26 protein-coding genes are annotated in these 22,274 nt (G+C 59.0%); 12 read left to right on the forward strand and 14 right to left on the reverse strand.

Annotated features, from left to right (window positions below):
• The first annotated feature begins 67 nt into the window (after positions 1-67).
• The gene (locus CKW38_RS19710; protein WP_034156140.1) at positions 68-625 is read left to right on the forward strand and encodes a hypothetical protein; all 558 of its coding nucleotides are present in this window, start codon (positions 68-70) and stop codon (positions 623-625) included.
• On the opposite strand, the gene CKW38_RS19715 is transcribed toward CKW38_RS19710, so the two are convergent.
• The 4 genes from CKW38_RS19715 to CKW38_RS19730 form a co-directional block, all read right to left on the reverse strand.
• Positions 615-1,331: an alpha/beta hydrolase gene (locus CKW38_RS19715; protein WP_095113625.1), complete on the reverse strand. Its 717-nt coding sequence runs from the start codon at positions 1,329-1,331 to the stop codon at positions 615-617. The two genes, CKW38_RS19710 and CKW38_RS19715, sit on opposite strands and share 11 nt — an antisense overlap.
• A gap of 205 nt (positions 1,332-1,536) precedes the next feature.
• Positions 1,537-2,649: a succinylglutamate desuccinylase/aspartoacylase family protein gene (locus CKW38_RS19720; RefSeq protein WP_095113626.1), complete on the reverse strand. Its 1,113-nt coding sequence runs from the start codon at positions 2,647-2,649 to the stop codon at positions 1,537-1,539.
• Positions 2,650-2,836: 187 nt separating this feature from the next.
• Positions 2,837-3,616: an ABC transporter substrate-binding protein gene (locus CKW38_RS19725; RefSeq protein ID WP_095113627.1), complete on the reverse strand. Its 780-nt coding sequence runs from the start codon at positions 3,614-3,616 to the stop codon at positions 2,837-2,839.
• 337 nt (positions 3,617-3,953) lie between these two features.
• Positions 3,954-4,382 (reverse strand): rhodanese-like domain-containing protein, encoded by a 429-nt coding sequence (locus CKW38_RS19730; protein ID WP_095113628.1) that lies wholly within the window; start codon positions 4,380-4,382, stop codon positions 3,954-3,956.
• A 101-nt stretch (positions 4,383-4,483) separates the two neighbouring features.
• On the opposite strand from CKW38_RS19730, the gene ftrA reads away from it, so the two are divergent.
• The 6 genes from ftrA (at position 4,484) to CKW38_RS19760 (ending at position 8,673) form a co-directional block, all read left to right on the forward strand.
• Complete coding sequence (ftrA, locus tag CKW38_RS19735) at positions 4,484-5,458, forward strand: transcriptional regulator FtrA (protein ID WP_095113629.1); 975 nt, start codon at positions 4,484-4,486, stop codon at positions 5,456-5,458.
• A gap of 437 nt (positions 5,459-5,895) precedes the next feature.
• Positions 5,896-6,276 carry a DUF6124 family protein gene (locus CKW38_RS19740; protein WP_095113630.1) on the forward strand — a complete coding sequence of 127 codons (381 nt, stop codon included), beginning with the start codon at positions 5,896-5,898 and terminating at the stop codon, positions 6,274-6,276.
• Positions 6,277-6,278: 2 nt separating this feature from the next.
• On the forward strand, positions 6,279-6,548 hold the full coding sequence (locus CKW38_RS19745) for a hypothetical protein (protein WP_007915053.1): 270 nt from the start codon (positions 6,279-6,281) through the stop codon (positions 6,546-6,548).
• A 306-nt stretch (positions 6,549-6,854) separates the two neighbouring features.
• Positions 6,855-8,075 (forward strand): colicin E3/pyocin S6 family cytotoxin, encoded by a 1,221-nt coding sequence (locus CKW38_RS19750; RefSeq protein ID WP_095113631.1) that lies wholly within the window; start codon positions 6,855-6,857, stop codon positions 8,073-8,075.
• Between the two features lie 14 nt (positions 8,076-8,089).
• Entirely contained in the window at positions 8,090-8,329 is a 240-nt protein-coding gene (locus CKW38_RS19755) for a pyocin S6 family toxin immunity protein (RefSeq protein ID WP_095113632.1), read from the forward strand.
• An 8-nt stretch (positions 8,330-8,337) separates the two neighbouring features.
• Positions 8,338-8,673, forward strand: a complete 336-nt coding sequence (locus tag CKW38_RS19760; protein WP_095113633.1) for a hypothetical protein — start codon at positions 8,338-8,340, stop codon at positions 8,671-8,673.
• A 59-nt stretch (positions 8,674-8,732) separates the two neighbouring features.
• On the opposite strand, the gene CKW38_RS19765 is transcribed toward CKW38_RS19760, so the two are convergent.
• Positions 8,733-9,071, reverse strand: a complete 339-nt coding sequence (locus CKW38_RS19765) for an FKBP-type peptidyl-prolyl cis-trans isomerase (protein WP_095113634.1) — start codon at positions 9,069-9,071, stop codon at positions 8,733-8,735.
• A 162-nt stretch (positions 9,072-9,233) separates the two neighbouring features.
• Here CKW38_RS19765 and CKW38_RS19770 point away from each other — a divergent pair, with 162 nt between their 5' ends.
• Positions 9,234-10,310, forward strand: coding sequence for a sensor domain-containing diguanylate cyclase (locus CKW38_RS19770; RefSeq protein WP_095113635.1), 1,077 nt, complete (start codon positions 9,234-9,236; stop codon positions 10,308-10,310).
• Between the two features lie 5 nt (positions 10,311-10,315).
• On the opposite strand, the gene CKW38_RS19775 is transcribed toward CKW38_RS19770, so the two are convergent.
• Positions 10,316-10,780 carry a hypothetical protein gene (locus CKW38_RS19775; protein ID WP_095113636.1) on the reverse strand — a complete coding sequence of 155 codons (465 nt, stop codon included), beginning with the start codon at positions 10,778-10,780 and terminating at the stop codon, positions 10,316-10,318.
• A gap of 101 nt (positions 10,781-10,881) precedes the next feature.
• Complete coding sequence (locus tag CKW38_RS19780) at positions 10,882-11,187, reverse strand: RcnB family protein (RefSeq protein ID WP_034156152.1); 306 nt, start codon at positions 11,185-11,187, stop codon at positions 10,882-10,884.
• A gap of 427 nt (positions 11,188-11,614) precedes the next feature.
• Between CKW38_RS19780 and CKW38_RS19785 the strand changes: the two genes are divergently transcribed.
• A complete protein-coding gene (locus tag CKW38_RS19785; RefSeq protein ID WP_007915042.1) occupies positions 11,615-12,907 on the forward strand; it encodes an MFS transporter in 1,293 nt (430 codons plus the stop codon).
• A 12-nt stretch (positions 12,908-12,919) separates the two neighbouring features.
• Positions 12,920-13,690 (forward strand): substrate-binding domain-containing protein, encoded by a 771-nt coding sequence (locus CKW38_RS19790; RefSeq protein WP_095113637.1) that lies wholly within the window; start codon positions 12,920-12,922, stop codon positions 13,688-13,690.
• Here CKW38_RS19790 and CKW38_RS19795 read toward each other — a convergent pair.
• Positions 13,680-14,594 (reverse strand): LysR family transcriptional regulator, encoded by a 915-nt coding sequence (locus tag CKW38_RS19795; protein ID WP_095113638.1) that lies wholly within the window; start codon positions 14,592-14,594, stop codon positions 13,680-13,682. The two genes, CKW38_RS19790 and CKW38_RS19795, sit on opposite strands and share 11 nt — an antisense overlap.
• A gap of 262 nt (positions 14,595-14,856) precedes the next feature.
• Between CKW38_RS19795 and CKW38_RS19800 the strand changes: the two genes are divergently transcribed.
• A complete protein-coding gene (locus tag CKW38_RS19800; RefSeq protein ID WP_095113639.1) occupies positions 14,857-16,665 on the forward strand; it encodes a monovalent cation:proton antiporter-2 (CPA2) family protein in 1,809 nt (602 codons plus the stop codon).
• A gap of 135 nt (positions 16,666-16,800) precedes the next feature.
• On the opposite strand, the gene hcnC is transcribed toward CKW38_RS19800, so the two are convergent.
• The 4 genes from hcnC to CKW38_RS19820 all read right to left on the reverse strand — a co-directional run bounded on the left by hcnC (position 16,801) and on the right by CKW38_RS19820 (position 20,555).
• Entirely contained in the window at positions 16,801-18,060 is a 1,260-nt protein-coding gene (gene hcnC, locus CKW38_RS19805) for a cyanide-forming glycine dehydrogenase subunit HcnC (protein WP_095113640.1), read from the reverse strand.
• Positions 18,053-19,462, reverse strand: a complete 1,410-nt coding sequence (gene hcnB / locus CKW38_RS19810) for a cyanide-forming glycine dehydrogenase subunit HcnB (RefSeq protein ID WP_095113641.1) — start codon at positions 19,460-19,462, stop codon at positions 18,053-18,055. Before hcnB ends, hcnC begins: the two co-directional genes overlap by 8 nt.
• Complete coding sequence (hcnA, locus tag CKW38_RS19815; protein WP_042704901.1) at positions 19,459-19,773, reverse strand: cyanide-forming glycine dehydrogenase subunit HcnA; 315 nt, start codon at positions 19,771-19,773, stop codon at positions 19,459-19,461. The genes hcnB and hcnA overlap by 4 nt, the downstream gene beginning before the upstream one ends.
• 242 nt (positions 19,774-20,015) lie before the next feature.
• Positions 20,016-20,555 (reverse strand): hypothetical protein, encoded by a 540-nt coding sequence (locus CKW38_RS19820; RefSeq protein ID WP_007915001.1) that lies wholly within the window; start codon positions 20,553-20,555, stop codon positions 20,016-20,018.
• Here CKW38_RS19820 and CKW38_RS29835 point away from each other — a divergent pair.
• Positions 20,548-20,757, forward strand: a complete 210-nt coding sequence (locus tag CKW38_RS29835) for a hypothetical protein (protein WP_141232676.1) — start codon at positions 20,548-20,550, stop codon at positions 20,755-20,757. The genes CKW38_RS19820 and CKW38_RS29835 overlap by 8 nt on opposite strands.
• A 24-nt stretch (positions 20,758-20,781) precedes the next feature.
• On the opposite strand, the gene CKW38_RS19825 is transcribed toward CKW38_RS29835, so the two are convergent.
• Complete coding sequence (locus tag CKW38_RS19825) at positions 20,782-21,711, reverse strand: hypothetical protein (protein WP_095113642.1); 930 nt, start codon at positions 21,709-21,711, stop codon at positions 20,782-20,784.
• A 192-nt stretch (positions 21,712-21,903) separates the two neighbouring features.
• Positions 21,904-22,212: a hypothetical protein gene (locus tag CKW38_RS19830; RefSeq protein ID WP_042704902.1), complete on the reverse strand. Its 309-nt coding sequence runs from the start codon at positions 22,210-22,212 to the stop codon at positions 21,904-21,906.
• Positions 22,213-22,274 lie beyond the last annotated feature (62 nt).

A 22,274-nucleotide genomic window follows, 5' to 3' on the forward strand; every position in this document is an offset into this window, starting at 1 on the left:
GCTGGAACGCCCGGCCCCCTCCGTGGGATGATCGCCCGCCTCGCGCGACCATCCACCGGAGATTCACATGTCATTGTTGAGCAAAAAAGCCGTCGTTCTGCTGGTGGCGGCCCTCGCCGGTTTCGGCGCCCTCCACGCGCAAGCGGCCAAGAAAAATGCCGGCACCGAGAAAGTCTCGATGCTCGAGGGCAAGTTTACTTTCGTGCTACCTAAAGGTTTCGTCGCCGACCCGCTGCCGACCAGCCCGAGCGGGACCACGGGCACGATGTACACCAACGAGGCCACAAAAACCGTGGTCATTACCGCTGAGAACAAGATTCCCGAAGGCCAGCACGTCAAGGACAACGACGGGCAGTTCCTCGACGGCAGCGTGTCGAGCTTCATCGAAGACCAGCGCAAAGCGCTGCCGGACTTCAACAAGCTCAGCGAAAAGAGCCTGACCCAGAAAGGCACCGGCCTTGGCTTGCGTCAGGTCGACAGCACCGCCACCCAGGGCGGCGGCCAGACCCTCAACACCACGCTGATGGCCGGCTCCGGCACAAAGATGGCGCTGGTGCAGGTGATCTCCCGCGCCAGCGACAAGAAGGGTCACGATGCCCTGGTGAAAACCATCCTCAAGGATTGAGCTGCTGCAACCAGCCGTTCAAGTCGCGCAGCTCGGCCGCACTGATGCTGTGGCCGACGCCGGGATAGGCATGGAACTGCGGTTTATAACCGAGTTTCTGTAACTGAGCGTTGGCCTCGGTGCCGTTCTTATACGGCACCGGATCATCGGCGGTGCCGTGGCCGATAAAGATGTTCAGCGGCAACGGCTGCTGTTCGCTTTTAAGTTCAGCCTTCAACACTGGCAATAAACGCCCGCTCAACGCCGCGATCCCACCGACCGCCACTGGCGGCCGCAGCCCGACCTCGTAGGTCATCATCGCGCCCTGGCTGAAACCGATCAGGTACACCTTGTCCGGTGTGGTGTGATATTTCTTCGCTGCTTGCGCGATAAAGTCGCGCAGCTTCTGGCCACTGACCTTCAGATCATCGGTCTCGCCGTTGTAGGCGCCTTCGCCTTTCTTGCGAAACCACTGGAAACGTCCTTCACCGAGCGACAGCGGCGCCTGCACCGACAAGTAGTTGTATTGCGCCGGCAGCTGAAATTTCATGCCGATCAGATCGGCTTCGTTACTGCCGTAGCCGTGCAGAAAAATCACCAGCGGCCGCGGTTCGGCATCGGCGTGAACCAGTTCGAGGTACTTGAGCGGCAGATCGGATTGCAGCGTGGTTTGCGCCTGCACAGCAGTGGACGCCAGCAGGGTCAAGAGAGCAAAGACCTTCAACATAGAGCCTTCCTTCACGGAGTGTCGGGTTCGGGGGGGAGCCTAACATCCTGCGGCGAGGATCCAAATTCGGTGGTGATGTCGATGCCGCCATCGCTGGCAAGCCAGCTCCCACAGGATTTGTGTGAACACAATGTTTGTGAACACCTTCAATCACTGTGGGAGCTGGCTTGCCAGCGATGAGGCCAGTGAACCCAGCGTAGATCCATCAGTCGTTGGTCAACTTGCCCGTCCGAAACGCCACCCGCCCCGCCACTTTCGCCTGCCAGATCCCCGGCTCGGTGTAGCGCCCGCGATCCAGCGCAAACAGCACGCCACTGGTGCCCGCGCGCACGGTGGTCACGCGATCCTGCAACGGATCGACCACCTCAAACAGCGCATCGCCCTTCTCCACCCATTCGCCAGCATTGCGCAGAAAACTCACCACGCCATGGTGCGGCGCGAACAGGTATTCGGTGCCCTCGAACGGCAGACCTTCACAGCACTCGCTTGGCGCCGCCGGCCATTCGCCGCTGATAAAACCCTGCTCAGCAAGGAAACCGAGAATCGCCTCACAATTGGCCTGCGCCTGATCGACTCGAGTGTCGCCCATGCTGCCCAGTTCCAGCGTGGTCGCCAGATTCGCCGCCGGAATCGCGGCGTTGGGGAACGCCCGCGCCAGACGCAGCCACGGTGTCGAGCAGGATTCATCGAACGAACTGCCGCCGGAGTCTTCACACAACAGCGCCACGCCGGCCTGCAAACGTGCCGCCAATGATTGCCACTGTGGCCAGTGCTGCGGCAGCGCGTACAAATGAATCGCCGCGTCGAAATCACAATGCAGATCGAGGGTGATGTCGGCATCGCAGGCATGGCGCAGCAACAAACGATGCAACGCTTCCAGTTGCGACGCCGGGGCCGGCAGGTCTTCGAACACTTGACCCATGGCTTGGCGGATCAGTGCAACGTTGGCCTCGGCATCAGTGCCCAATCGTTCACCGATCAACGCCCCGACCGGCGCGCTGAGTTCGACGAAGGCGCGGTTGAAGTTTTTGCCGCTGCCGAGTTCGAAACGGCCCATGTGCGCACCTTGCACGTGTTGATTGAGGCCGATCGGGTTGGCCACCGGCACCAATTCGATCACGCCCTGCAAACGGCCTTGCTGCTCTAACTCATTGAGGCGTTGCTTGAGTTCCCACGCGGTGCGCATGCCCGGCAGTTCATCGGCGTGCAGGCTGGCCTGGATGTACACCTTGCGGGCGCCCGCGCCATAGCGGAACACGCTGAGCGAGCGCTCGCTGCCCAAGTGGCTCCAAGGCAGAACATGGTCGATGCGTTGCATGGGAAGACTCCGATGTTTCTGTAGGAGCTGCCGAAGGCTGCGATCTTTTGATCTTGTTTTTCACAAGCAAAGTCAAAAGATCGCAGCCTTCGGCAACTCCTACATGGGAAATGTGTGAAACAGGATAAATCATGGGCGCAAAAAAAGTGGCCACCGCGCAAACGGGGCCACTTTTTTCTACGGCGTATTAATGGCCATACACGTCAAAGTCGAAGTACTTGTCCTGGACTTTCTTGTACTCGCCATTGGCGCGGATTTCGCTGATGGCTTTGTTGAATTGCTCGGCCAGCGCGGTATCGCCCTTGCGCACCGCAATGCCGGCGCCGCCGCCGAAGTACTTGGCGTCTTCATAGGTTGGGCCAACAAATTCGAAGCCTTTGCCGGCGTCGGTTTTCAGGAAACCGTCGCTGAGGTTGACCGAGTCGGCCAGCATCGCGTCGATACGCCCGGAAACCATGTCGAGGTTGGCTTCCTGTTGCGAGCCGTAACGCACCAGGTCGATACCGGCCGGCACCAGTACTTCGGTGGCGTAACGGTCGTGAGTACTGGCACGCAGCACGCCGACTTTCTTGCCTTTGAGCTCGGTCAGCGGGTCTTTGACACCGGAGCCTTCCTTCATCACGAAGCGCGCCGGGGTGTGGTAGTACTTGATGGTGAAATCGACGTTCTTTTTGCGGTCGTCGGTGATGGTCATCGACGACAGGATCGCGTCGATCTTCTTCACTTTCAGCGCCGGGATCAGGCCATCGAATTCCTGCTCGACCCAAGTGCATTTGACTTTCATCTGCGCGCACAGCGCATCGCCGATATCAACGTCGAAACCGGTCAGTTTGCCGTCAGGGGTTTTCATCGAGAATGGCGGGTAACCGGCTTCGATACCGATGCGGATCGGCTTGGCGTCTTCGGCCACGGCGGTCAGGGACAACATCGACAGTGCCAGGGCACCGAACATCACTAGCTTCTTCATTTATAACTCCTGTGTGCGGAGGCTTTTATTGGCAGCTTTCGATTCAGCGTTCGGTCATGGCCAATTGGCTACAAAAACCGAAGTGGCCGGCAGTCTATGGCGGCGCGCACAGGGTAAATTGTGTTTAAGCGACAAATACTTATGAAAGATCGGCGCACCGATTGACCGGGGTCAACGGGTGCGCCGTCGTGGTGCAAGGGCTGTAGGACAAGTGCTTTTCCAGCGCAGAAAAACGCTGACTTTCCTGTAGGAGCTGCCGCAGGCTGCGATCTTTTGATCTGGCTTTTTAAACATCAAGATCAAAAGATCGCAACCTGCGGCTGCTCCTACAAGGGGATCAGCATTCGCAGCCGATGGCGGTTTTGGCGGCTTGTTCAACGCTCAGTTGAAAACCTTCATCCAGCCATCCGGTCACGCCACCGATCATCTCCTTGACCGGGTAACCCAGCGCCGCCAGTTTTACCGCCGCCTTGTTCGCGCCGTTGCAGTGCGGGCCGGCGCAATAGACCACGAACAGCGTGGTTTTCGGGTAACTCGCCAACTCCGCCGCCGTCAGCAAACGGTTCGGGATATTGATCGCGCCCGGCACATGCCCGCGCTCATAGGCCAGTGGTCCACGGACATCGACCAGAACAAAATCAATCTCGCCAGCCTCCTGGCTACTGAAGACGTCGGAACAATCAGTTTCGAAGGTCAGACGATTGCTGAAGTGCATCAGGGCGATCGCCGACGGCGCCGCAGGGATGTCGCGAACCAGGCTGGTCATGGGTGTTGCTCCTTTATCTGAACGGGTGTGAACAGACTTTATCGAGCGGCCGCTTGCGGCTACAGTGGCGCACAAGACACTCACCGGGAATTTTCCGCCAAATGCCGACATCACCAGGTCTGGTCGCGATTCTGGCCTACGACGGCCTCTGCACATTCGAGTTCGGCATCGCCGTGGAGGTCTTTGGCCTGACCCGGCCGGAGTTCGATTTCCCGTGGTACACCCACGCCATCGCGGCGGTCGATCAAGGCCCGATGCGTGCCTTGGGCGGGATTCAGGTGCTGGCCGATGGCGGCCTGGAATTGTTGGCCGAGGCGCGCACCATCATCATTCCCGGCTGGCGCGACCGTAACGCGGCGGTGCCGAATGAACTGCTCGATGCATTGCGTCAGGCCCATGCCCGGGGTGCGCGGTTGCTGTCGATTTGCTCCGGTGTATTTGTGCTGGCGGCCACCGGCCTGCTTGACGGGCATGGCGCGACGACGCATTGGCGTTACACGGCGGAACTGGCGCAGCGCTTCCCGGCGATTGCCGTCGATGCCGATGTGCTTTACGTCGATTCCGGCCAGTTGATCACCTCGGCCGGCAGCGCTGCCGGAATCGATGCCTGCCTGCATCTGGTGGCGCGGGACTTCGGCACGCAAGTCGCCAACTCGGTGGCGCGGCGTCTGGTGATGTCACCGCAACGCACCGGCGGTCAGGCGCAGTTCATTCCGACCCCGGTCAGCCCGACACCGCGCAACGATCTGTCGCGGGTGATGCAATGGGCGCGCGAGCGCTTGCATGAACCGCTGGAAGTGCGTGATCTGGCCAGTGAAGCGGCGATGAGTGAGCGCACGTTTCTGCGGCGTTTTACCGAGGCCAGTGGGCAGTCGCCGAAGGCGTGGTTGCAGCATGAACGGTTAGCGCGGGCGCGGGAGTTGCTGGAGAGTACGCCGCATAACACCGAGCAGATTGCCGAGCGTTGCGGTTATCGGTCGGTGGAGAGTTTTCGTGTGGCGTTTCGTGGGGTGGTGGGGGTGCCGCCTTCTGTTTATAGGGAGCGGTTTGGGCGCGGCGTGAGGGTTGAATCCTGAGGTGATTTTGAAGGCGCCTTCGCGGGCAAGCTCGCTCCCACAGGGGGTACGCATTTCAAAGGTGGGAGCGAGCCTGCTCGCGTAGGCGCCCAGTCAAACGCAGCATTATTTAGACATCAGCCATGAGGCTACAGCGCCTTGCGCCTTTGCCTACAACTACGCCAGAATCCGCCGGCTTGTGCGGCTTGGGGGCTGCCGGTAACTTGGTTCGCGTCACTGAATGTTCAGTGATCGGGTTTAGTCGCTCGGTAATCCACTTAAACTGCACAACGTTCCAGACAGTAGGTATTTCGATACCTCACTCAATGGTAGCTGTGCGCAGGGCGCCTTCGGGTGCGCCGGTTTTGGTGGGTTTACCGGTCGACTAACCTGTGTACAGCTGCCACCTTTTCGTTTAGTCGCGAGGTGGTGTCGGCATCAATTTGGAAACCTACACAATGTTCAAAGTCACGCCGAATCCACCTGAAACAGAAGCGGAAGTCGATCCAAACCCAACATCCCCCTACTCCGCACCGGGCTCCAGAAAACTCCACGAAGCCGCCGAACGCGCCCTCGACCACTACCTGAAACCCACACCGCCTTCACCACCGCGCAGACCCAGCACCATGTTCCTCGTCGACCCCAACACCGGCGCCGAAGACCTCATGGCCCACGCCTGCGAATCCATGGCTTCGGCCAGCATCATGCTCAGCGACTTCGCCGCCCTGCTCGACTCGCCCTACCGCAACACCGTGCTCGGCATTCAACAAGTGGTCATGCTCGGCGAACTCGCGGTCAACCGCGCCCTCGACAAAATCGACCCCGCACTGAGGCAATAATCATGTCCAACAAAACCGATGCACAAGTCGTCGCGGCACTGGTGGCGATGGGTTTCAACGAACGGGACGGACGCTGGGCACAGAACGCCTGCCTGGTGCTGTTCGAAAGCGAACGCGAAACCATCGTCGCCTCCGCCGTCACCGTCCTTCCCCAACTCGATGAACTGGAAATCGACGCCGTTCTACCCGCTCTGCGCCGCGTAACCCGCCGGTTCCCCTCACTGCAAAAAACCGTGGCCGACACACTGGCCGAAATGGCCCACGCAGCCTGATTGACCGCGTGATCGTTCTTCGCGAGCAGGCTCGCTCCCACACTAGATCGGTGGTGCACTCAAATCCCATGAGCATCCGCGATCAACAGTAGGAGTGAGCCTGCTCGCGATGGCTTTCTTTCTGCTAACAAATATCTGAAAACCAGACCATAGGAAGGCCCGAGCGAGTTGGCGTACCTGCCGATGTACCAATCCTGATTTTTTACACTTGTAACAACTGTCGAAATTTCAGACCCGTCCTACATCCATCAAACGTCCATTCATTTAGCGTCCGCATCGTTTTCTGACGAAAGAACAAGGACGCTCATGGCGCGAAAGACAGACAGACCTCGGGTTCAAAACCCACCGGCCGGTGACGGACACCACATCACTAGCCGCTATATGACCGACAGCGAGTTGGCAGAGCGGGAAGCTAGACAAACCGCCTATGACGATATGCTTGCCAGACAGCAAGCCTACGAAAATAGCCTAATCAAACAACCACAACAGCCTATGCCCGATGCAAAAGGTTGCGTGTTCGCTAAAAGCTGCCAGCTTCCGGATGGTGTAATCAACCATGTCAGTAGTACCGGATTTATTCCGGTCGAGAAGTTGGCTGATTTTGGAGAGTTGTCTTTGTTGGGCGGCCGCGAGCGAGACACTGCTGGGAACATTCCGCTAAAAAAAGTAGGAGGCCGTAATTTTCCTGCTGAGGCAGGAACGCTTCTATTAGCTACGACTACCACTGCAAGCCCAGGCGCAAGTGCGGTGAGTGGTGCAAGTGCAGTGACGGGAGGTGTTGTCGCTGGTGCATTGCTCGGCATGGTTGCTCTGCTTTGGCCTTCGAGTTTGGGCGACAGCTCGCTATACACAGAAGAACAACTTAAATCGCTTGAGAAAGGTCGCACTCGTGTCCGATTGCGTTTAGAACAACAAGCCGACGGCACCTTGAAAGGATATGGGTACAACACCCAGACGCGCAGCGATTGGGAGATGATTCCTGTCGTACGGTTCGTGAAGCAAGGCACCCAGCAAGTCGCAGATTTCGGTAATGGCGCAAAATTGATCTGGACACCCGCCGTAGACCCCACCAAGACAACGGTAATTCCACCGCTGGAAGGCGCACCGCAAATACCCCAGATCTGGATTTACCCGCCGACTGAGCAAGCAGACAAGATCATCGTTAATCCGGTTTACCCGCCTGAATACCACGATTTCATCCTGGTTTTTCCGGCTGACTCCGGGGTGTCGCCCCTGTATGTTGTGATTTCAAGGCGCGCTCTCGGCGGCGATATCAAGTACCACAGACCTCCCGCAACACTTCCCGCATTCCCGGATGCTTTTCCTGTCAAATCCAAAAGCAGTGTTCAAGGTGGAGGCGGTAGACGCAGCCGATGGAAGGATAGAAAAGGCCGGATCTTTGAATGGGACAGTAAAACCGGTGCTATCGAGCTTTATAACAAGCAAGGCAAGCATCTTGGCGAGTTTAACCACGAGACCGGGGAACAAATCGATCCCGCAGACCCCGAAAGATCAACCCCGAAGTAAACAGGAGGCTACAGATGTTTTTATGGATTAGCGGTTTCTTAAAGGGTGACGACGAAGACGACACCTTAAAATACCAACTTACAGTTGGGCCGAAATTTGAACCGGCAGTTCTGGCTGCAATGGGTTGGAAAAGCCTTGACGAAAGTCCCGACGGCGAGTGGCTGCTGACACTGGATCAAGCTCAAAAAATCGGCATGGCGGTTAACGAACAACTGCCAGCGGAACTCGATCTTTTTATCGGCATCAGGGGTTAACTTCGGCAATGAGCCTCATCTACCAAAACCCATCGATAAACCACGATGAGGCCGTCCGCCTACTTTCCAGCGGCATAGATGCAAACGTAATCGCCGCACTCGTATCCATTGGCCTAAATGAAACCGACAGAAATTGGGCTCAGGACATCTGCCTGAAATACCTCACCAGCAAAACCGAAGCAATTGTGGCCGCTGCGGCTACTGCACTCGGGCACATCGCTCGCGGACATGGCGAGCTGGATACTGAAACAGTTTTTGCGGCACTCGAATCAGCCAAGCAAATGCACCCTTCACTGCAAGGAATCATCGAAGACACGCTTGACGATATAGACGTATTCACCTGATCCACCCTGACGGCATTTGGATGAAGTAACGGACTTCATCCAAATCGACGTCCCCTACCTCAATCCTCCCGCGTCAACACTTCCAACAACTCAATCTCAAACACCAGATTCGAACCCGGCGGGATCTTGCCCATCGTCCGCTCGCCATAGCCCAGATGCGCCGGCACCAGCAATTTACGCTTGCCACCCACTTGCATCCCCATCAAACCTTGATCCCAACCCTTGATCACCCGCCCCGTGCCAATCACGCACTGAAAAGGTTTGCCACGGCTGTAGGAAGAATCGAACTCGCTGCCGTCTTCCAGCCATCCGGTGTATTGGGTGGTGATCAGCGCGCCTTTGACGGCGGCTTTGCCTTCGCCGACCTGAAGGTCGATTACCTGCAGTTCATCATTCATAACATTCACTCTATTGTTCAGCCGGCCGCCGTTTTCCCAGAAATGCCGGGGATTGGCAACCTGCCAGCGCAGATCAACATGTATCCGAACCGAGTATTGAAGCATTAACATAGCCAACCGCCACTACTCTACGGATCGATTCGCCATGCTGGCAGCACCCGAATGACTCTGTTCTGGATCAGCCTCGCCGTGGGCGTGATCATGCTGACCGTCATCGCATTGCTGCTGTGGCGCGAACGCGATTTGCGCAGGCAGCTCGCGCAGTATCGGGATCTGCTGAGACGGGCCGCCGATGGCCAACACATTCAGCAAGACGGCGACGTCGAGCGCTTCAAACGCAGCCAGTACTTTGCGCGCATCGGCACTTGGGACTGGGAAGTCGACACGGATCGGCTGTACTGGTCGGATGCGATTTACGGCATGTTCGGCTTCAAGATCGGCGAGATCATGCCGTCCTACGCGTTGTTCTGTTCTTGTGTCCATCCAGACGACCGCACCAAGGTGCGCGAAGGCGAACTACGCTGCCTGGAGACCGGCGAAAATCACGATGAGGAATACCGCGTGGTGTGGCCCGACGGCACCATTCGTTGGTTACGGGAAACCGGCAACGTGGTGCGCAACGACCACGACGCGGTGGTGAAAATGATGGGTGTGGTGCGCGACATCACCGAAGAAAAAGCCTCGGCCAGCTACCTGCAACACCTCGCTCACTTCGATCCGCTGACCGGCCTGCCCAATCGCCTGGTGCTGGAACAACGTTTGTCCGAAGCGCTGGATCAAGCTCGCCAGACCGAGACTCGTGTCGCACTGGTGTTCGTCGACCTCAACGGTTTCAAAACCATCAACGACCGCTACGGCCATGCCGCCGGCGACCGGGTGCTGATCACCATGGCCACGCGGCTGAAACGCATCCTGCGTGCCACCGACACCGTCGCGCGCATTGGCGGCGATGAGTTTGTGGTGATCCTGCAAGGCCTGTCGCCGAGCCTGAGTTTGCAGGACGAAGCCCGCAGCATCTGCCAGAAAATCTTCATCGAACTGTCGCCACCGATCAGCATCGGCAACGACCAGCGCCACATCGGCACCAGCCTTGGCGTGGCGGTGTTTCCGGACCATGCGACAGCCATGGATCGCTTGCTGCACGTCGCAGATCTGGCGATGTATGAGGCCAAGCGCAGTGGCAATAATCAGTATCGGCTGGGGGGTGGGCAGGTGATGAATCAGGTTCGGGTCGATTAGCTCGATCAGTCTGCGGGCAGGCCAAACGGAACACCATTGAAGGTATGCGTGCAGCAACGGCAATGAGGTTTCATATCCTCGGCAGTCAACTGCGGGTTGACGATTTGCAACTGCTTTTGCCCATCGACGAACAGGCCGTTGAAGTAGGCCGACTCGCCCAGTCGCACAATGTCCTCGCGATCCTCTTCGTGGATGGCAACCATCCAGAACACCGGCTCTGGCCGATCAAGGCGAGATACCGCTTCGCTGAAAATCTCATCCCAATGACCACCGACGCGGGATAACAGAAAACGAAACAACGGCGTGTAGTCATAGCCGTGGTGTTTGATGCCGTGCATCGAGCCACGCATGGCCTCGCTGCGGCTCTGCGCTTTGGTGTTTCGTTGATCGCGGTAGTGCCCGCCTGGGTTGTTGCGCCAGACGTTATGGGCGGTCGTGTTTTCTTTGCGATACAGCGGTTTCTTTTCCAACCTGTTGCTCCTGACTTCCCTTCACTCGAAACGCCCCACGGGTTTTACCCGAACGGCGCTCGATTGCAATCAACCGTCCATGGCTGATTATTGCCGGAGATTTAACGCGGGACCGGTTTCATCTCGACAATCGTCCCGTTGGTGATCATCACCATGACGTACTGGTCATTGATCTGTACCCATTGCGCCTGATCAACAGGCTTTTTCAGGCCCTTGGTTTTCCAGTCGATGGCTTTTTCACTGCGCTGATAAATATCCGGGGCGCGGTCGTTGACCTTCAGTTCGCGATCGCTGACCGGGGATTGCACGGCCTGTTCATTTGAGGTTTGCGCCGCTTGAACAAGTGGGCTGATCCCGGCAATGCCGGCGACGAGGGCCAGGCTGGCGATTAGGGTTTTGCTGTTCATCGGTGAACCTCCTGTGATGTGTGCTACCTGAACTCGGACTGCCGGGTTCGGGAAACATTCCTTGTTTTTTCCGTGAGCAGGCTGGGGGATTGTAGTTGTCTGTGAGGCCGCCATCGCTGGCAAGCCAGCTCCCACAAGGTTTCTTGGTGTTGCAGAAACAGTAGGTACACCGCAAAAACTGTGGGAGCTGGCTTGCCAGCGATGGCGTCGGCACATTCAACATCTTCATTGACTGACAAACCGCTATCGCCAGCAGGCTGGCTCCCCAGGTTTATCAATAACCTGAAATGATTGATCCACTTTGCACATCAATCCATGCCAACAATGCAATTAACATCCAGTTACACCTGCGCCACCATCCACCTCAATAAAAACCGTGCGCCGCCCTCCCGTCGCGCACGTCATAAAAGCGGTGGAGTACTTTTCTATGACAGCCTCAATCCCACACAACGGCTCGCGGGCCGGTGCCATTTTCCGGGTGACCTCGGGCAACTTCCTCGAACAGTTCGACTTCTTCCTGTTCGGCTTCTACGCCACGCAGATCGCGGCAGTGTTCTTTCCGGCGAGCAGTGAGTTCGCTTCCCTGATGATGACCTTTGCGGTATTCGGCGCAGGCTTCTTGATGCGTCCACTGGGCGCCATCGTGCTCGGTGCGTACATCGATGATGTCGGCCGACGCAAAGGTTTGATCGTCACGCTGTCGATCATGGCCAGCGGCACGATATTGATTGTGCTGGTGCCCGGTTACGAAAGCATCGGCCTGTTTGCCCCCGCACTGGTGTTGATCGGGCGCTTGCTGCAAGGCTTCTCGGCCGGGGCGGAACTGGGCGGTGTGTCGGTGTATCTCGCCGAGATCGCCACGCCGGGTCGCAAAGGTTTCTTCACCGCGTGGCAGTCGGCCAGTCAGCAAGTGGCGATCATTGTCGCCGCTGCTTTGGGCTATGCGCTGAACGCGTGGATGGCGCCGGATGTGGTGGCCGATTGGGGCTGGCGGATTCCGTTTTTCGTCGGTTGCATGATCGTGCCGTTCATCTTTTTTCTGCGCCGTAACCTGGCGGAAACCGAAGAGTTCGCCGCACGCAAACACCGCCCGAGCATGGGCGAAGTGTTCCGCACTCTCGGCCAGAACTGGGGCGTGGTACTCGGCGGCATGTTGATGGTCGCGCTGACCACCACCGCGTTTTACCTGATCACCGTGTACGCGCCGACCTTCGGCAAAACCGTGCTGCACCTGAGCACCTCCGATGCACTGTTGGTGACGCTGCTGGTCGGCGTGTCGAACTTCTTCTGGTTGCCGATTGGTGGCATGTTGTCCGACCGTATCGGCCGTCGTCCGGTGTTGATCGCCATGTCGCTGCTGGCCCTGGCCACCACCTATCCGGCGCTGTCGTATCTGGTGCAGGCGCCGAGCTTCAGCCACATGTTGTTGTCGCTGTTGTGGCTGTCGTTTATCTACGGCTTGTACAACGGCGCAATGATTCCAGCGCTCACCGAGATCATGCCGGTTGAAGTGCGGGTTGCCGGTTTCTCCCTCGCCTACAGCCTGGCCACGGCGATTTTCGGCGGTTTCACCCCGGCGATGTCGACCTTCCTGATTCAGTACACCGGCGACAAAGCCGCGCCGGGTTACTGGATGAGCATCGGTGCGCTGTGTGCCTTGTGCGCCACTCTTTATCTGTACCGCCGTGCCGGTGGTCGTCTGCAACCTGTCGCGGCCTGAGGAAAACTCGCCATGAAAAAACTGTTTACTGTCACCGCCCTGCTCGCCGGTCTCGCGTTCAACCTCGCGGCCCAGGCCGAAGAATTGAGCGTGATGACCTCCGGGGGCTTCACTGCCGCCTACAAGATTCTCGGGCCGAAATTCGCTGCCACCAGCGGCAACACATTGACCACCAGCCTCGGTCCGTCGATGGGCAAAGCACCCGAGGCGATCCCCAATCGCCTCGCCCGCGGTGAACACGCCGACGTGGTGATCATGGTCGGCTATGCCCTCGACGACTTGATCAAACAAGGCAAGGTCGACCCGGCCTCGCGCGTTGAGCTGGCGGACTCGCGGATCGGCCTGGTGGTGCGCGAAGGTGCGCCAAAACCGGACATCAGCAGTGTCGACAGCCTGAAGAAAACCTTGCTTGACGCGCAGTCCGTGGCCTACTCCGACAGCGCCAGCGGCGTGTACATCGAGCAGCAGTTGTTCAAGAAACTGGGCATCGAAGAGCAACTGAAACCGAAGGCAAAAATGATCCCGAAAATCCCGGTCGGCTCGGTGGTTGCCACCGGCGACTATCAATTGGGCTTCCAGCAGGTCAGCGAATTACTGCCAGTGCCGGGCGTGAGTTTCGTCGCGAAGATCCCGGAATCGGTGCAGTCGGTGACGCGCTTTGCCGCCGGGATTCCGGTCGGCGCGCAGCATCCTGAAGAAGCCAAAGCCCTGCTCGCCTACCTCGCCGCGCCGGCCGCACAAGCTGATGTGCAGGCCACCGGACTGGACTCGGTCAAGCAATGACAATCGGCGGCTGGACCTTCATTTCCACCACCAGCCGCTCCAGTTCCAGTGCCGCCGGGGTCAACGTGCGACCCCGGCGCTTGATGATGCCGACACTGCGCATCACTTGCGGATCGGTCAGCGGCACTCGCGTCAGGATCGGATGATCCGGCCCGGGCATCGCCATCAGCGGCACCGCCGCCACGCCCAACCCCGCTTCCACCAGACCGATCATCGTCGTGACATGGCGGGTTTCGCAGATGCTCGAGCGCTGCGGCACCACCGTGCTCAACGCCTGATCGAGCAGAAAGCGGTTGCCGGAGGTCTTGTCGAGCGAGATGTAATCCTGCTGATAGAACTCGTCCCAGCTCACGCTGCTGCGCCCGGCCAACGGGTGATCGCGGCGACAGGCGACGACGTAGCACTCCTGCACAAGCGGTTCGAACTCGACTTTGGCATCCTGCGTACCGAGAAAACTCAAGCCGAAATCCGCCTCGCCATTGACCACCGCACTCAAGACATCGTGCGCACTGGAGTCGAGCACTTTGACTTTGATCCGTGGAAATTGCTGGTGATAGCGCGCGATCACGCGGGGCATGAAGTAGTACGCCGCCGAGGGCACGCAGGCGACGGTGACGTGGCCTAAACGGGTCGAAGCGACTTCGCTGATGCCCAGCAACGCGACATCGAGATCATCGAGCAAACGCTCGACACTGGGCATGAAACCGCGCCCGGCCTGGGTCAGGCTGACCTTGCGTGTGGTGCGCTCGAAGAGTTTAACGCCGAGGGCGTCTTCGAGCTTTTCTATGCGCCGGCTCAATGCGGGTTGCGACAGGCGCACGGTGTCAGCGGCCTTGCGAAAACTGCCCTGCTCGACCACGGCGCGGAAGGCTTGCAGGTCGTTGAGGTCGAAGTTGATGGCCATGGAGGGACTCGGGGGATTGATTCGCTTGGGTTATAAATGTAACCAATTGATGCATATTATTACAGGCCACATGAAGATCTCCTGTAGGAGCTGCCGCAGGCTGCGATCTTTTGATCTTGATTCTTCGAAGGCAAAAGCGAGATCAAAAGATCGCAGCCTCGTTGCACTCGACAGCTCCTACAGGGGATCTTCGGTGGATGAAAAGTCGCTGTAGCCCTTATCCTTGTCACCCCCGCCGTACCGTTGTCAGGAGTAACCCCCCATGCCCCATGAAGGCAATCTGTTGCAAGCCGCCGTCGTCTTTCTGTTCGCGGCCGTGCTCACCGTGCCTTTGGCCAAACGTCTGCAATTGGGTGCCGTGCTCGGTTATCTGTTTGCCGGGGTGATCATCGGCCCGTCGGTGCTCGGCCTGATCGGCAATCCGCAAAGCGTCGCGCATATTTCCGAACTCGGTGTGGTGTTGCTGTTGTTCATAATTGGCCTTGAGTTGTCGCCGCGACGCTTGTGGGTGATGCGCAAATCAGTGTTCGGCGTCGGCCTGGCGCAAGTGCTGCTGACCGCTTCGGTGATCGGCGTGCTGGCGTTGTCGGTGTTTGGCCAACCGCTGAACAGTGCGATTGTGCTTGGCCTCGGTCTGGCGCTCTCATCCACGGCATTCGGTCTGCAAAGTCTGGCCGAACGCAAGGAACTGACCAGCCCCCACGGGCGGCTGGCATTTGCGATTCTGCTGTTCCAGGACATCGCCGCGATCCCGTTGATTGCGCTGGTGCCGATGCTGGCCGGTGGTGCGCACGACACCAGCAACGCCGAGAGTCTGAATCACGCACTGCAAGTGCTCGGCGGTATCGCGGTGGTCGTGGTCGGTGGGCGTTATCTGCTGCGTCCGGTGTTCCGCGTGGTGGCGAAAACCGGTCTGCCGGAAGTGTCGACGGCCACGGCGTTGCTGGTGGTGATCGGCACGGCGTGGTTGATGGATCTGGTCGGTGTGTCGATGGCGCTGGGTGCGTTTCTTGCCGGTTTGCTGTTGGCGGATTCGGAATATCGCCATGAGCTGGAAGCGCAGATCGAGCCGTTCAAGGGGCTGCTGCTCGGGTTGTTTTTTATCAGTGTCGGCATGGGCGCCAATCTCAGCCTGCTGCTGAGTGCGCCGATCACCGTGTTGGGGCTGACGCTGCTGTTGATCGGTCTGAAATTGCCGTTGCTGTTTGTCGTCGGGCGTCTGGCCGGTGGCTTGAACAAGGTCAGTGCGATTCGCCTCGGTATCGTCTTGGCGGCGGGTGGTGAATTCGCCTTTGTGGTGTTCAAGATCGGTCGTGATCAGGGTCTGTTCGAACCGCGCTTGTATGACTTGCTAGTGCTGACCATCACGCTGTCGATGGCGGTGACGCCATTGTTGCTGCTGATCTGCGCGCGGCTGGTCAGCCCGAAAGTGCAGCCGGTGGAAGTGCCGGAGAAATATCGTGAGATCGACACTGACACCCCCCGTGTGGTGATCGCCGGCATGGGCCGGATGGGTCAGATTGTGGCGCGGATTCTGCGTGCGCAGAACATCAAGTTCGTCGCGCTGGACACCTCGGTGGAAACCATTGAACTGTCGCGCAGCTTTGGCGGTGTGCCGGTGTTCTACGGCGACCCGATGCGCCCGGAAATCCTCAATGCGGCCAAGGTTGGCGAGGCGGAGTATTTCGTGATTGCCACGGACGACCCGGACACCAACATCAAGACCGCCGAGGTGGTGCGCAAGCTGTATCCGCACATGAAGATCATCGCTCGGGCACGTAACCGTCAGCATGTGCACCGCTTGGTCGATGTCGGCGCGGAAGCGATTCGTGAAACCTATTACTCGAGTCTGGAAATGAGTCGACGCACCTTGGTCGGCCTCGGTTTGACCCAGGCCCAGGCCGATGCACGGATCAAGCGCTTCAAGCACCACGACGAACAGGTGCTGGAGGCACAGCACGCGATCTACGACGACGCGGCCAAAGTCCTGCAAACCGCCCAGGAAGCCCGGGCGGAACTGGCGCGGTTGTTCGAATCGGATCAGCTCGAAGAAGAATCCCGCAAAACCTGAGCCACACCCGATTGTTCCCACGCTCCGCGTGGGAATACAGCCCGGGACGCTCTGCGTTCCAATTCGCAAGCTGGAACGCGGAGCGTCCCTTGAGGCATTCCCACGCGGAGCGTGGGAATGATCATCTTGCCAAGGTCAGACCAGTTCCAGTTCCAGCTCCTGTTTGACCGGCGCGACTTCAAACCGATCCGCCAGAAACGGTGTGATATCCAGCGGCAGCGGTTCATCGTTGACCAGTTTGTCCAGCAGCACGCCGGTAATCGCCGACGTCAGAATCCCGGTGCGGAAATGCCCGCAGGCATTCAGATAACCCTCCACCTCGCGCATCGGCCCGAGAATCGGCAACTCATCCGGCGAACCCGGGCGCAACCCCGCCCACGTACGCTTGAGGTTGACGTCTTTCAGCTCCGGTAAACAGCGCACCGCGCCCTGCACCAGCCCGGCGATTTCCGGGTAGGTGGTGGTGACGTCGAAGCCTTTGTCTTCAGTGGTGCTGCCGATCAGGATCTCGCCGTTGTCCTTTTGCGCCACGTAGCAGTCGCTGGTGGTCAGGCAGCCGTTGAGGATTTTCGGCATGCGCTCGGTGAGCAGAATCTGGCCTTTCACCGGTTTCACCGGGATGCGAATCCCCGTCGCCCATTCGCTCAGATCCGCCGCCCAGGCACCGCCGGCGTTGATCAGCGTCTTGCAGTGGAATACGCCCTCCTCAGCCGTCTGCACACCGGTGACGCGGCTACCGTGGTGCAACACGCCGGTGACGTTGGTGTTGACGAAAATGTCGACGCCGTTCTGCCGCGCGCCTTCCATGTAGGCATCGGCGAGGCGGAACGGGCTGACCTGGTGATCGCAGAGAAATTCCAGTGCCCCGCGTGCTTCATGGCTGACGCTCGGTTCAGCCTCGCGCAGCGCCGCCTGATCAAGCCAGCGCACCTGGTCGGCCAGGTGCGGAATGCAGCCGACGATGTGCTCGGCGTAGAGCCGGTCTTCGTCGTCGTAGATGACGAATTTCAGCCCGGTCTTTTCGAACTTGAAATCCATCCCGTGATTGTCTTTCAGCTCACGGTGCAGCGCCGGGTACAACGCGTTGGACTGCAAGGCAAAATCGAAAAACGACTCCGGCAGAATGTGCGGCGTGCTCGCGTCCACGGCGACCGCCGCGCCCTGGGTTTCGCGTTTGCGGTTGGCCGACATCATGCGGAAGAAAATCACCCCGCAACCGAGGCCGACCGACTCACCGATCGCCCACAAACCGCCGGCCGAGGCCCGGGTCGCGTTGCCCGGGCGCTTGGCGTCGATCAGTGCGACCTTGAGGTTTTTGCGCTTGGACAGTTGATAGGCGCAGGACGCCCCGATCACGCCACCACCGGCGATGACCACGTCGTAGAACTTACTCATGGGCAGCGGCCTCCGTGCCGATGGACTGGAACGCGGAAAAGGGAATCGGATCGATCGGGAAACGCGGGCGCAGCCAACCAACGTCCTTGCGTCCGGTGGCCTGGCGCAGGCGGTCGCTGCAGTAGCCGACGCACATCCGGCCCTGACAATCGCCCATGCTCACGCGGGTACGCATTTTCAGGCTGGCGATGTCTTGCACGCCCTGCTCCAGCGCCAGGTCGATGTCGGCGCGGGTGGCGTGTTCGCAACGGCAAATCACCGTATCGGCAGCAGGCAATGCAGTCTGGCCAACGCCGCGTTCGGTGTAGCGATCCACAGCGGCGCGAAATCGCACGATGGCTTTGAGTTTGCTCAAGTAGCGGTCGCGACGCACACGCGCCAATTCCTCTTCGAGCACTCCGCGCTGCAGCAGAATCGAGGTCGCCGCGATCTTGCCGGCGAGCATTGCCGCTTCACCACCGCGAATCCCGCCCATGTCGCCGGCCAGATGCACGTGGGCTTCGTTGCTTTGCTGCCAGAGATTGGCGTTGGCGCGCAGATAACCGTCGTCGCTGAAGCCGTGATCCAGGCCCATCTGCTGACTCAGTTGGGTGCGCGGAATAAAGCCGTAACCGACCGCGAGGGTCTTGGCCTCGAAGCGCTCGACGCGGCTCATGTCCGGTTCCCACGTGGCCGAGTACGGCGCGACGCTGACGCTTTTCAGTTCGTCCTCGCCGTGGGCTTCGACCACGCCCCAGCCGTAATTCATCGGGATACCGTGCAGTTTCAGGTAGGCGAGCATGCTCAAGCCATCGAGGAACAGTTGTGGCTTGTTCAGCAGCGCCAGGCTCTCACGGGCGATCTTGCCGAACGCGCAAGCCTCATACACGCCCGCGACGCTGACGCCCGAGGCATGCAACTGCGTCGCCACCAACGGCAACAACGGCCCGGTGCCGGCGATGATCACCGGCCCCTGCGGCTTGACCACGCCACTTTTGATTTGCAGTTGCAGGCCGCCGAGCATGATCACTCCCGGCACGGTCCAGCCCGGAAACGGCACGCTGCGTTCGTGGCATCCGGCGGACAACAGCAATTGCGGGTACTCGATTTCGTGCAGTTGCTCGTCGCCATCGAGCACCACCAGCGCGCGAGTGCCTTCGGCGCCAACCACGCGATGGTTGAGGCGCACATCGATCAGCCCGGCCTGCTCCTGAAAATCACCGTGCAGTTTGCCCAGGGCTTCGGAATAACGCGGGCCGAGATAATCCAGTTGCACACCGTCACGCAACGGCCCGCGATACACCACGCCACCAAGGCGCGATGCTTCTTCGAGCAGGGTGCAGCGCACGCCGTGGCGCGCCAGTTCGATGGCTGCTGCCATCCCCGCCGGGCCACCGCCGACAATTACCGGTTGCAGGCTCATACGACCTCCTGCGCGGTGATGCGGTTGACTTGGGTTTCAATCTGCATGCCGTCACGCACGACGGTCTGACAGGCACGGCGTTTGTGCCGGCCATTGATTTTCACCAGGCAGCACTGGCACACGCCCATGCCGCAGTAGGCGCCGGTGATCTGGTCGTGATCATTACGGGCAATCTGGCGAACGCCGAGGGACTGGATAACGCTGAGGACGGTTTCACCAATGGCGGCGGTGACCGCTTGGCCGTTGATATGGACGGTCATATCCGCCTGCGCCAACGGCTGGATATCGAAAGTTCTTTCTTGGCAGTGCATTGCGATGTTCATCCGTGAAAGTTCGGTTGAGGTGGTGTCAGCTCCTTGCTGCACTACACCGGGTCGACGCGTTTATTGTTGCTGTGATTGGGGCGTCGACACGGGTACTCCGTCAGCGCAACAAGGTGCGCGTGAAGCACTGTAGTTCATACCTCAGCAAAGGCCTGGATCATTTACGTTAGGCGATCTCGCCCGGCGAAATATTGATCCAGGCCAGTGAAAGCGGCTGGATTGTCCAACGATCAATTGGAGAAGACGTACTGCCCTTTGATCTTCCTTGTACCGACCAAAGCGAGGTCCGGAAACAGCAGCGATTTGACCCAGGCGGCGTAGAACACCATGGCCAGAATGAACGCCACGCCGAGCAGAGTCGACACGGGTTCTTCACTGAAGCCGTAGAATTCACGAGGAATCTGGCTGATCGTGAAGGTGACATAGATTGTGTAAATCACCGCGATGCCCTTGTAAAAGCCCCACGCAAACAAGAGCGGAATCACGCCAATAATCAAGACCATGGTCAATGCCATAGCGATGCCACCGTCATTGATTTGAAGCAGCCCGGCTATCGCCCCGAGAAGTCCCCAGATACCCATCAGTGCGACCAGAATGTTGACTTTAACGGCGTGTCGTTTTCTCAGGGCGGGATCCGGATGCGCCCCGATCCAGCCCGCCAGCACTCGATCCTTGACCTTGCCACCCGAAAACGCCTTGAAGGTTTCGGCCCTGGAATGCCCGCTATCGAGCATTTCGACGACTTTTCGTTTGATTGCTTGCTTGTTCAACGTATTCATCCTTAAACGTGCGCGCAACGGCCGCCCCGTTGCCGACGCGGATTTTCCCCTTGTTGCCCGTCAGAAAGCAAAAAGCCGCTTCCACCCGAAGGTGGAAACGGCCGAGGCATGGGCCTCAATGGAGCAATCAGTGCACGAACAGGGCGATCAGGATGATGATCGGGATCGGTACACCGAGGAAAAACAGCAGTAATGAGCGCATGGTCATGCTCCTTGTTTAACGGACTGGAGTGGTCGTGGTGTAGGTGTCGACTTCTACGTACTCAACGGCATCCCGACGACGACCGCCGTAGGTGGCCGCGAGGCTGGCGAAGAACGCACCGGCCAACAGCGAGATGAACATCCACAGCGAGGTCCAGGCAGCGACTTTCGCAGCGGTGTCGGCGGCTTGTTGAGCTTTCAGTTTGGCGTCGGCCAGGGCTTTCTGAGTGCGGGCGTAGATTTCATCGACGCGGCGCTCGGCATCGGCCTGAGTCAGGTTGGTCCGTTGGGCGACCAGTTGCGCCAGGTAGGTACGGTCTTCGGCACTCATCTGACCGTTGGCCAGGCTCTGTGCAAAGATCCGCGCCACGGCGCCATGCGCTGCGTCATCGCTGACCGAGGCTGGACGGTCATCGCGGAACAGGCTGTCGATGTAGTAACCGTACTGGTTGCTGTCGGTGTTGGCCGCCGCAGAACCGGCCGCTTGGGTCATGGCGCTGGCAGCACCGCCAGCGACACTGGCACCGGCCTGCACACCACCACTGATCACGCTGCTGACCGAGCCGACCACCAGCACCGCGGTGACCAACGTCGCCACACACCAGGCAAGGAAGCCGTGCGCGGTGTCACGGAAATACACTTCGTCACCGTGCATGTTCGCCCACTTCACCCGCAGGCGACCGGCGATGTAGCCACCCATGCCGGAAGCGATGATTTGCGTCGCCGCCAGCCAGACGATTGTCGAAATGCCCAGGCCCTTGGCGCTGACGCCCTCTCCGGCCCACGGTGAAACGGCAGAGAAACCCAAACCAAACCCGAGCAGGACTAAAATCATCGACAGTGCAGCGGCAGCCGCAGCACCGGCGAAAATCGCGCCCCAGGACACGCCCGAAACGCTGCTCGACTCTTCAACGGCGGGATAAAACCCATCAGGGGATCTATTCATTGTTGTTCTGCTCCAGGCATGAAAAATGGTGTTACAACTCGTCAGCAGATGAATTGCAGTGACCGTGCCAGTCGCGAGAAATAAATAAATCTTTTATTTTCAATCAGTTAGAAAGAATGAACTTCCTCGGACCATGCAAATTGCAACAAGGGCCGAATAACAGCGGGTTTTATGCATTGGCACAAATGCCAGTTATTTACGTTTGTAGCTTTTGTTGCCGCTAGGCGTCAGGCAATACACCCCGCCACGTGGGCCAGTACAAAACGAACCCGTGCCGCAGGCGCAACCATCATCACTTTGCAGGAGGTTTTGTGGACGGGCCTGCTGGGGCTCGCCAAACATCGCCGCGCAGCTTTTCTTCGAGCCGCTGATGGAACCGTCATTGCACAGGAACAGGTCGCCATCGCAGCGAGCGATCCCGCCTTTTTTGCCGGAACACGGCGTATTGGCCGCCCATGCCGAAGCGCTGAACAGCACCAGCAACAGACCGGTAATTGGCATCCAGCCACGGCGAATGGAAATACGCACGGGACAACTCCTGTAGAGAATTATGGCCAGATGAT

Origin of the sequence: Pseudomonas sp. Irchel 3H7 (assembly GCF_900187605.1) — a bacterium.
Classification (GTDB): domain Bacteria; phylum Pseudomonadota; class Gammaproteobacteria; order Pseudomonadales; family Pseudomonadaceae; genus Aquipseudomonas.

Bases quoted from the DNA above. Each gene is read 5' to 3' on its own strand.
- CKW38_RS19710 (WP_034156140.1), top strand. From the start codon at position 68: ATGTCATTGTTGAGCAAAAAAGCCGTCGTTCTGCTGGTGGCGGCCCTC.
- CKW38_RS19715 (WP_095113625.1), bottom strand. From the start codon at position 1,331: ATGTTGAAGGTCTTTGCTCTCTTGACCCTGCTGGCGTCCACTGCTGTG.
- CKW38_RS19720 (WP_095113626.1), bottom strand. From the start codon at position 2,649: ATGCAACGCATCGACCATGTTCTGCCTTGGAGCCACTTGGGCAGCGAG.
- CKW38_RS19725 (WP_095113627.1), bottom strand. From the start codon at position 3,616: ATGAAGAAGCTAGTGATGTTCGGTGCCCTGGCACTGTCGATGTTGTCC.
- CKW38_RS19730 (WP_095113628.1), bottom strand. From the start codon at position 4,382: ATGACCAGCCTGGTTCGCGACATCCCTGCGGCGCCGTCGGCGATCGCC.
- ftrA (WP_095113629.1), top strand. From the start codon at position 4,484: ATGCCGACATCACCAGGTCTGGTCGCGATTCTGGCCTACGACGGCCTC.
- CKW38_RS19740 (WP_095113630.1), top strand. From the start codon at position 5,896: ATGTTCAAAGTCACGCCGAATCCACCTGAAACAGAAGCGGAAGTCGAT.
- CKW38_RS19745 (WP_007915053.1), top strand. From the start codon at position 6,279: ATGTCCAACAAAACCGATGCACAAGTCGTCGCGGCACTGGTGGCGATG.
- CKW38_RS19750 (WP_095113631.1), top strand. From the start codon at position 6,855: ATGGCGCGAAAGACAGACAGACCTCGGGTTCAAAACCCACCGGCCGGT.
- CKW38_RS19755 (WP_095113632.1), top strand. From the start codon at position 8,090: ATGTTTTTATGGATTAGCGGTTTCTTAAAGGGTGACGACGAAGACGAC.
- CKW38_RS19760 (WP_095113633.1), top strand. From the start codon at position 8,338: ATGAGCCTCATCTACCAAAACCCATCGATAAACCACGATGAGGCCGTC.
- CKW38_RS19765 (WP_095113634.1), bottom strand. From the start codon at position 9,071: ATGAATGATGAACTGCAGGTAATCGACCTTCAGGTCGGCGAAGGCAAA.
- CKW38_RS19770 (WP_095113635.1), top strand. From the start codon at position 9,234: ATGACTCTGTTCTGGATCAGCCTCGCCGTGGGCGTGATCATGCTGACC.
- CKW38_RS19780 (WP_034156152.1), bottom strand. From the start codon at position 11,187: ATGAACAGCAAAACCCTAATCGCCAGCCTGGCCCTCGTCGCCGGCATT.
- CKW38_RS19785 (WP_007915042.1), top strand. From the start codon at position 11,615: ATGACAGCCTCAATCCCACACAACGGCTCGCGGGCCGGTGCCATTTTC.
- CKW38_RS19790 (WP_095113637.1), top strand. From the start codon at position 12,920: ATGAAAAAACTGTTTACTGTCACCGCCCTGCTCGCCGGTCTCGCGTTC.
- CKW38_RS19795 (WP_095113638.1), bottom strand. From the start codon at position 14,594: ATGGCCATCAACTTCGACCTCAACGACCTGCAAGCCTTCCGCGCCGTG.
- CKW38_RS19800 (WP_095113639.1), top strand. From the start codon at position 14,857: ATGCCCCATGAAGGCAATCTGTTGCAAGCCGCCGTCGTCTTTCTGTTC.
- hcnC (WP_095113640.1), bottom strand. From the start codon at position 18,060: ATGAGTAAGTTCTACGACGTGGTCATCGCCGGTGGTGGCGTGATCGGG.
- hcnB (WP_095113641.1), bottom strand. From the start codon at position 19,462: ATGAGCCTGCAACCGGTAATTGTCGGCGGTGGCCCGGCGGGGATGGCA.
- hcnA (WP_042704901.1), bottom strand. From the start codon at position 19,773: ATGCACTGCCAAGAAAGAACTTTCGATATCCAGCCGTTGGCGCAGGCG.
- CKW38_RS19825 (WP_095113642.1), bottom strand. From the start codon at position 21,711: ATGAATAGATCCCCTGATGGGTTTTATCCCGCCGTTGAAGAGTCGAGC.
- CKW38_RS19830 (WP_042704902.1), bottom strand. From the start codon at position 22,212: ATGCCAATTACCGGTCTGTTGCTGGTGCTGTTCAGCGCTTCGGCATGG.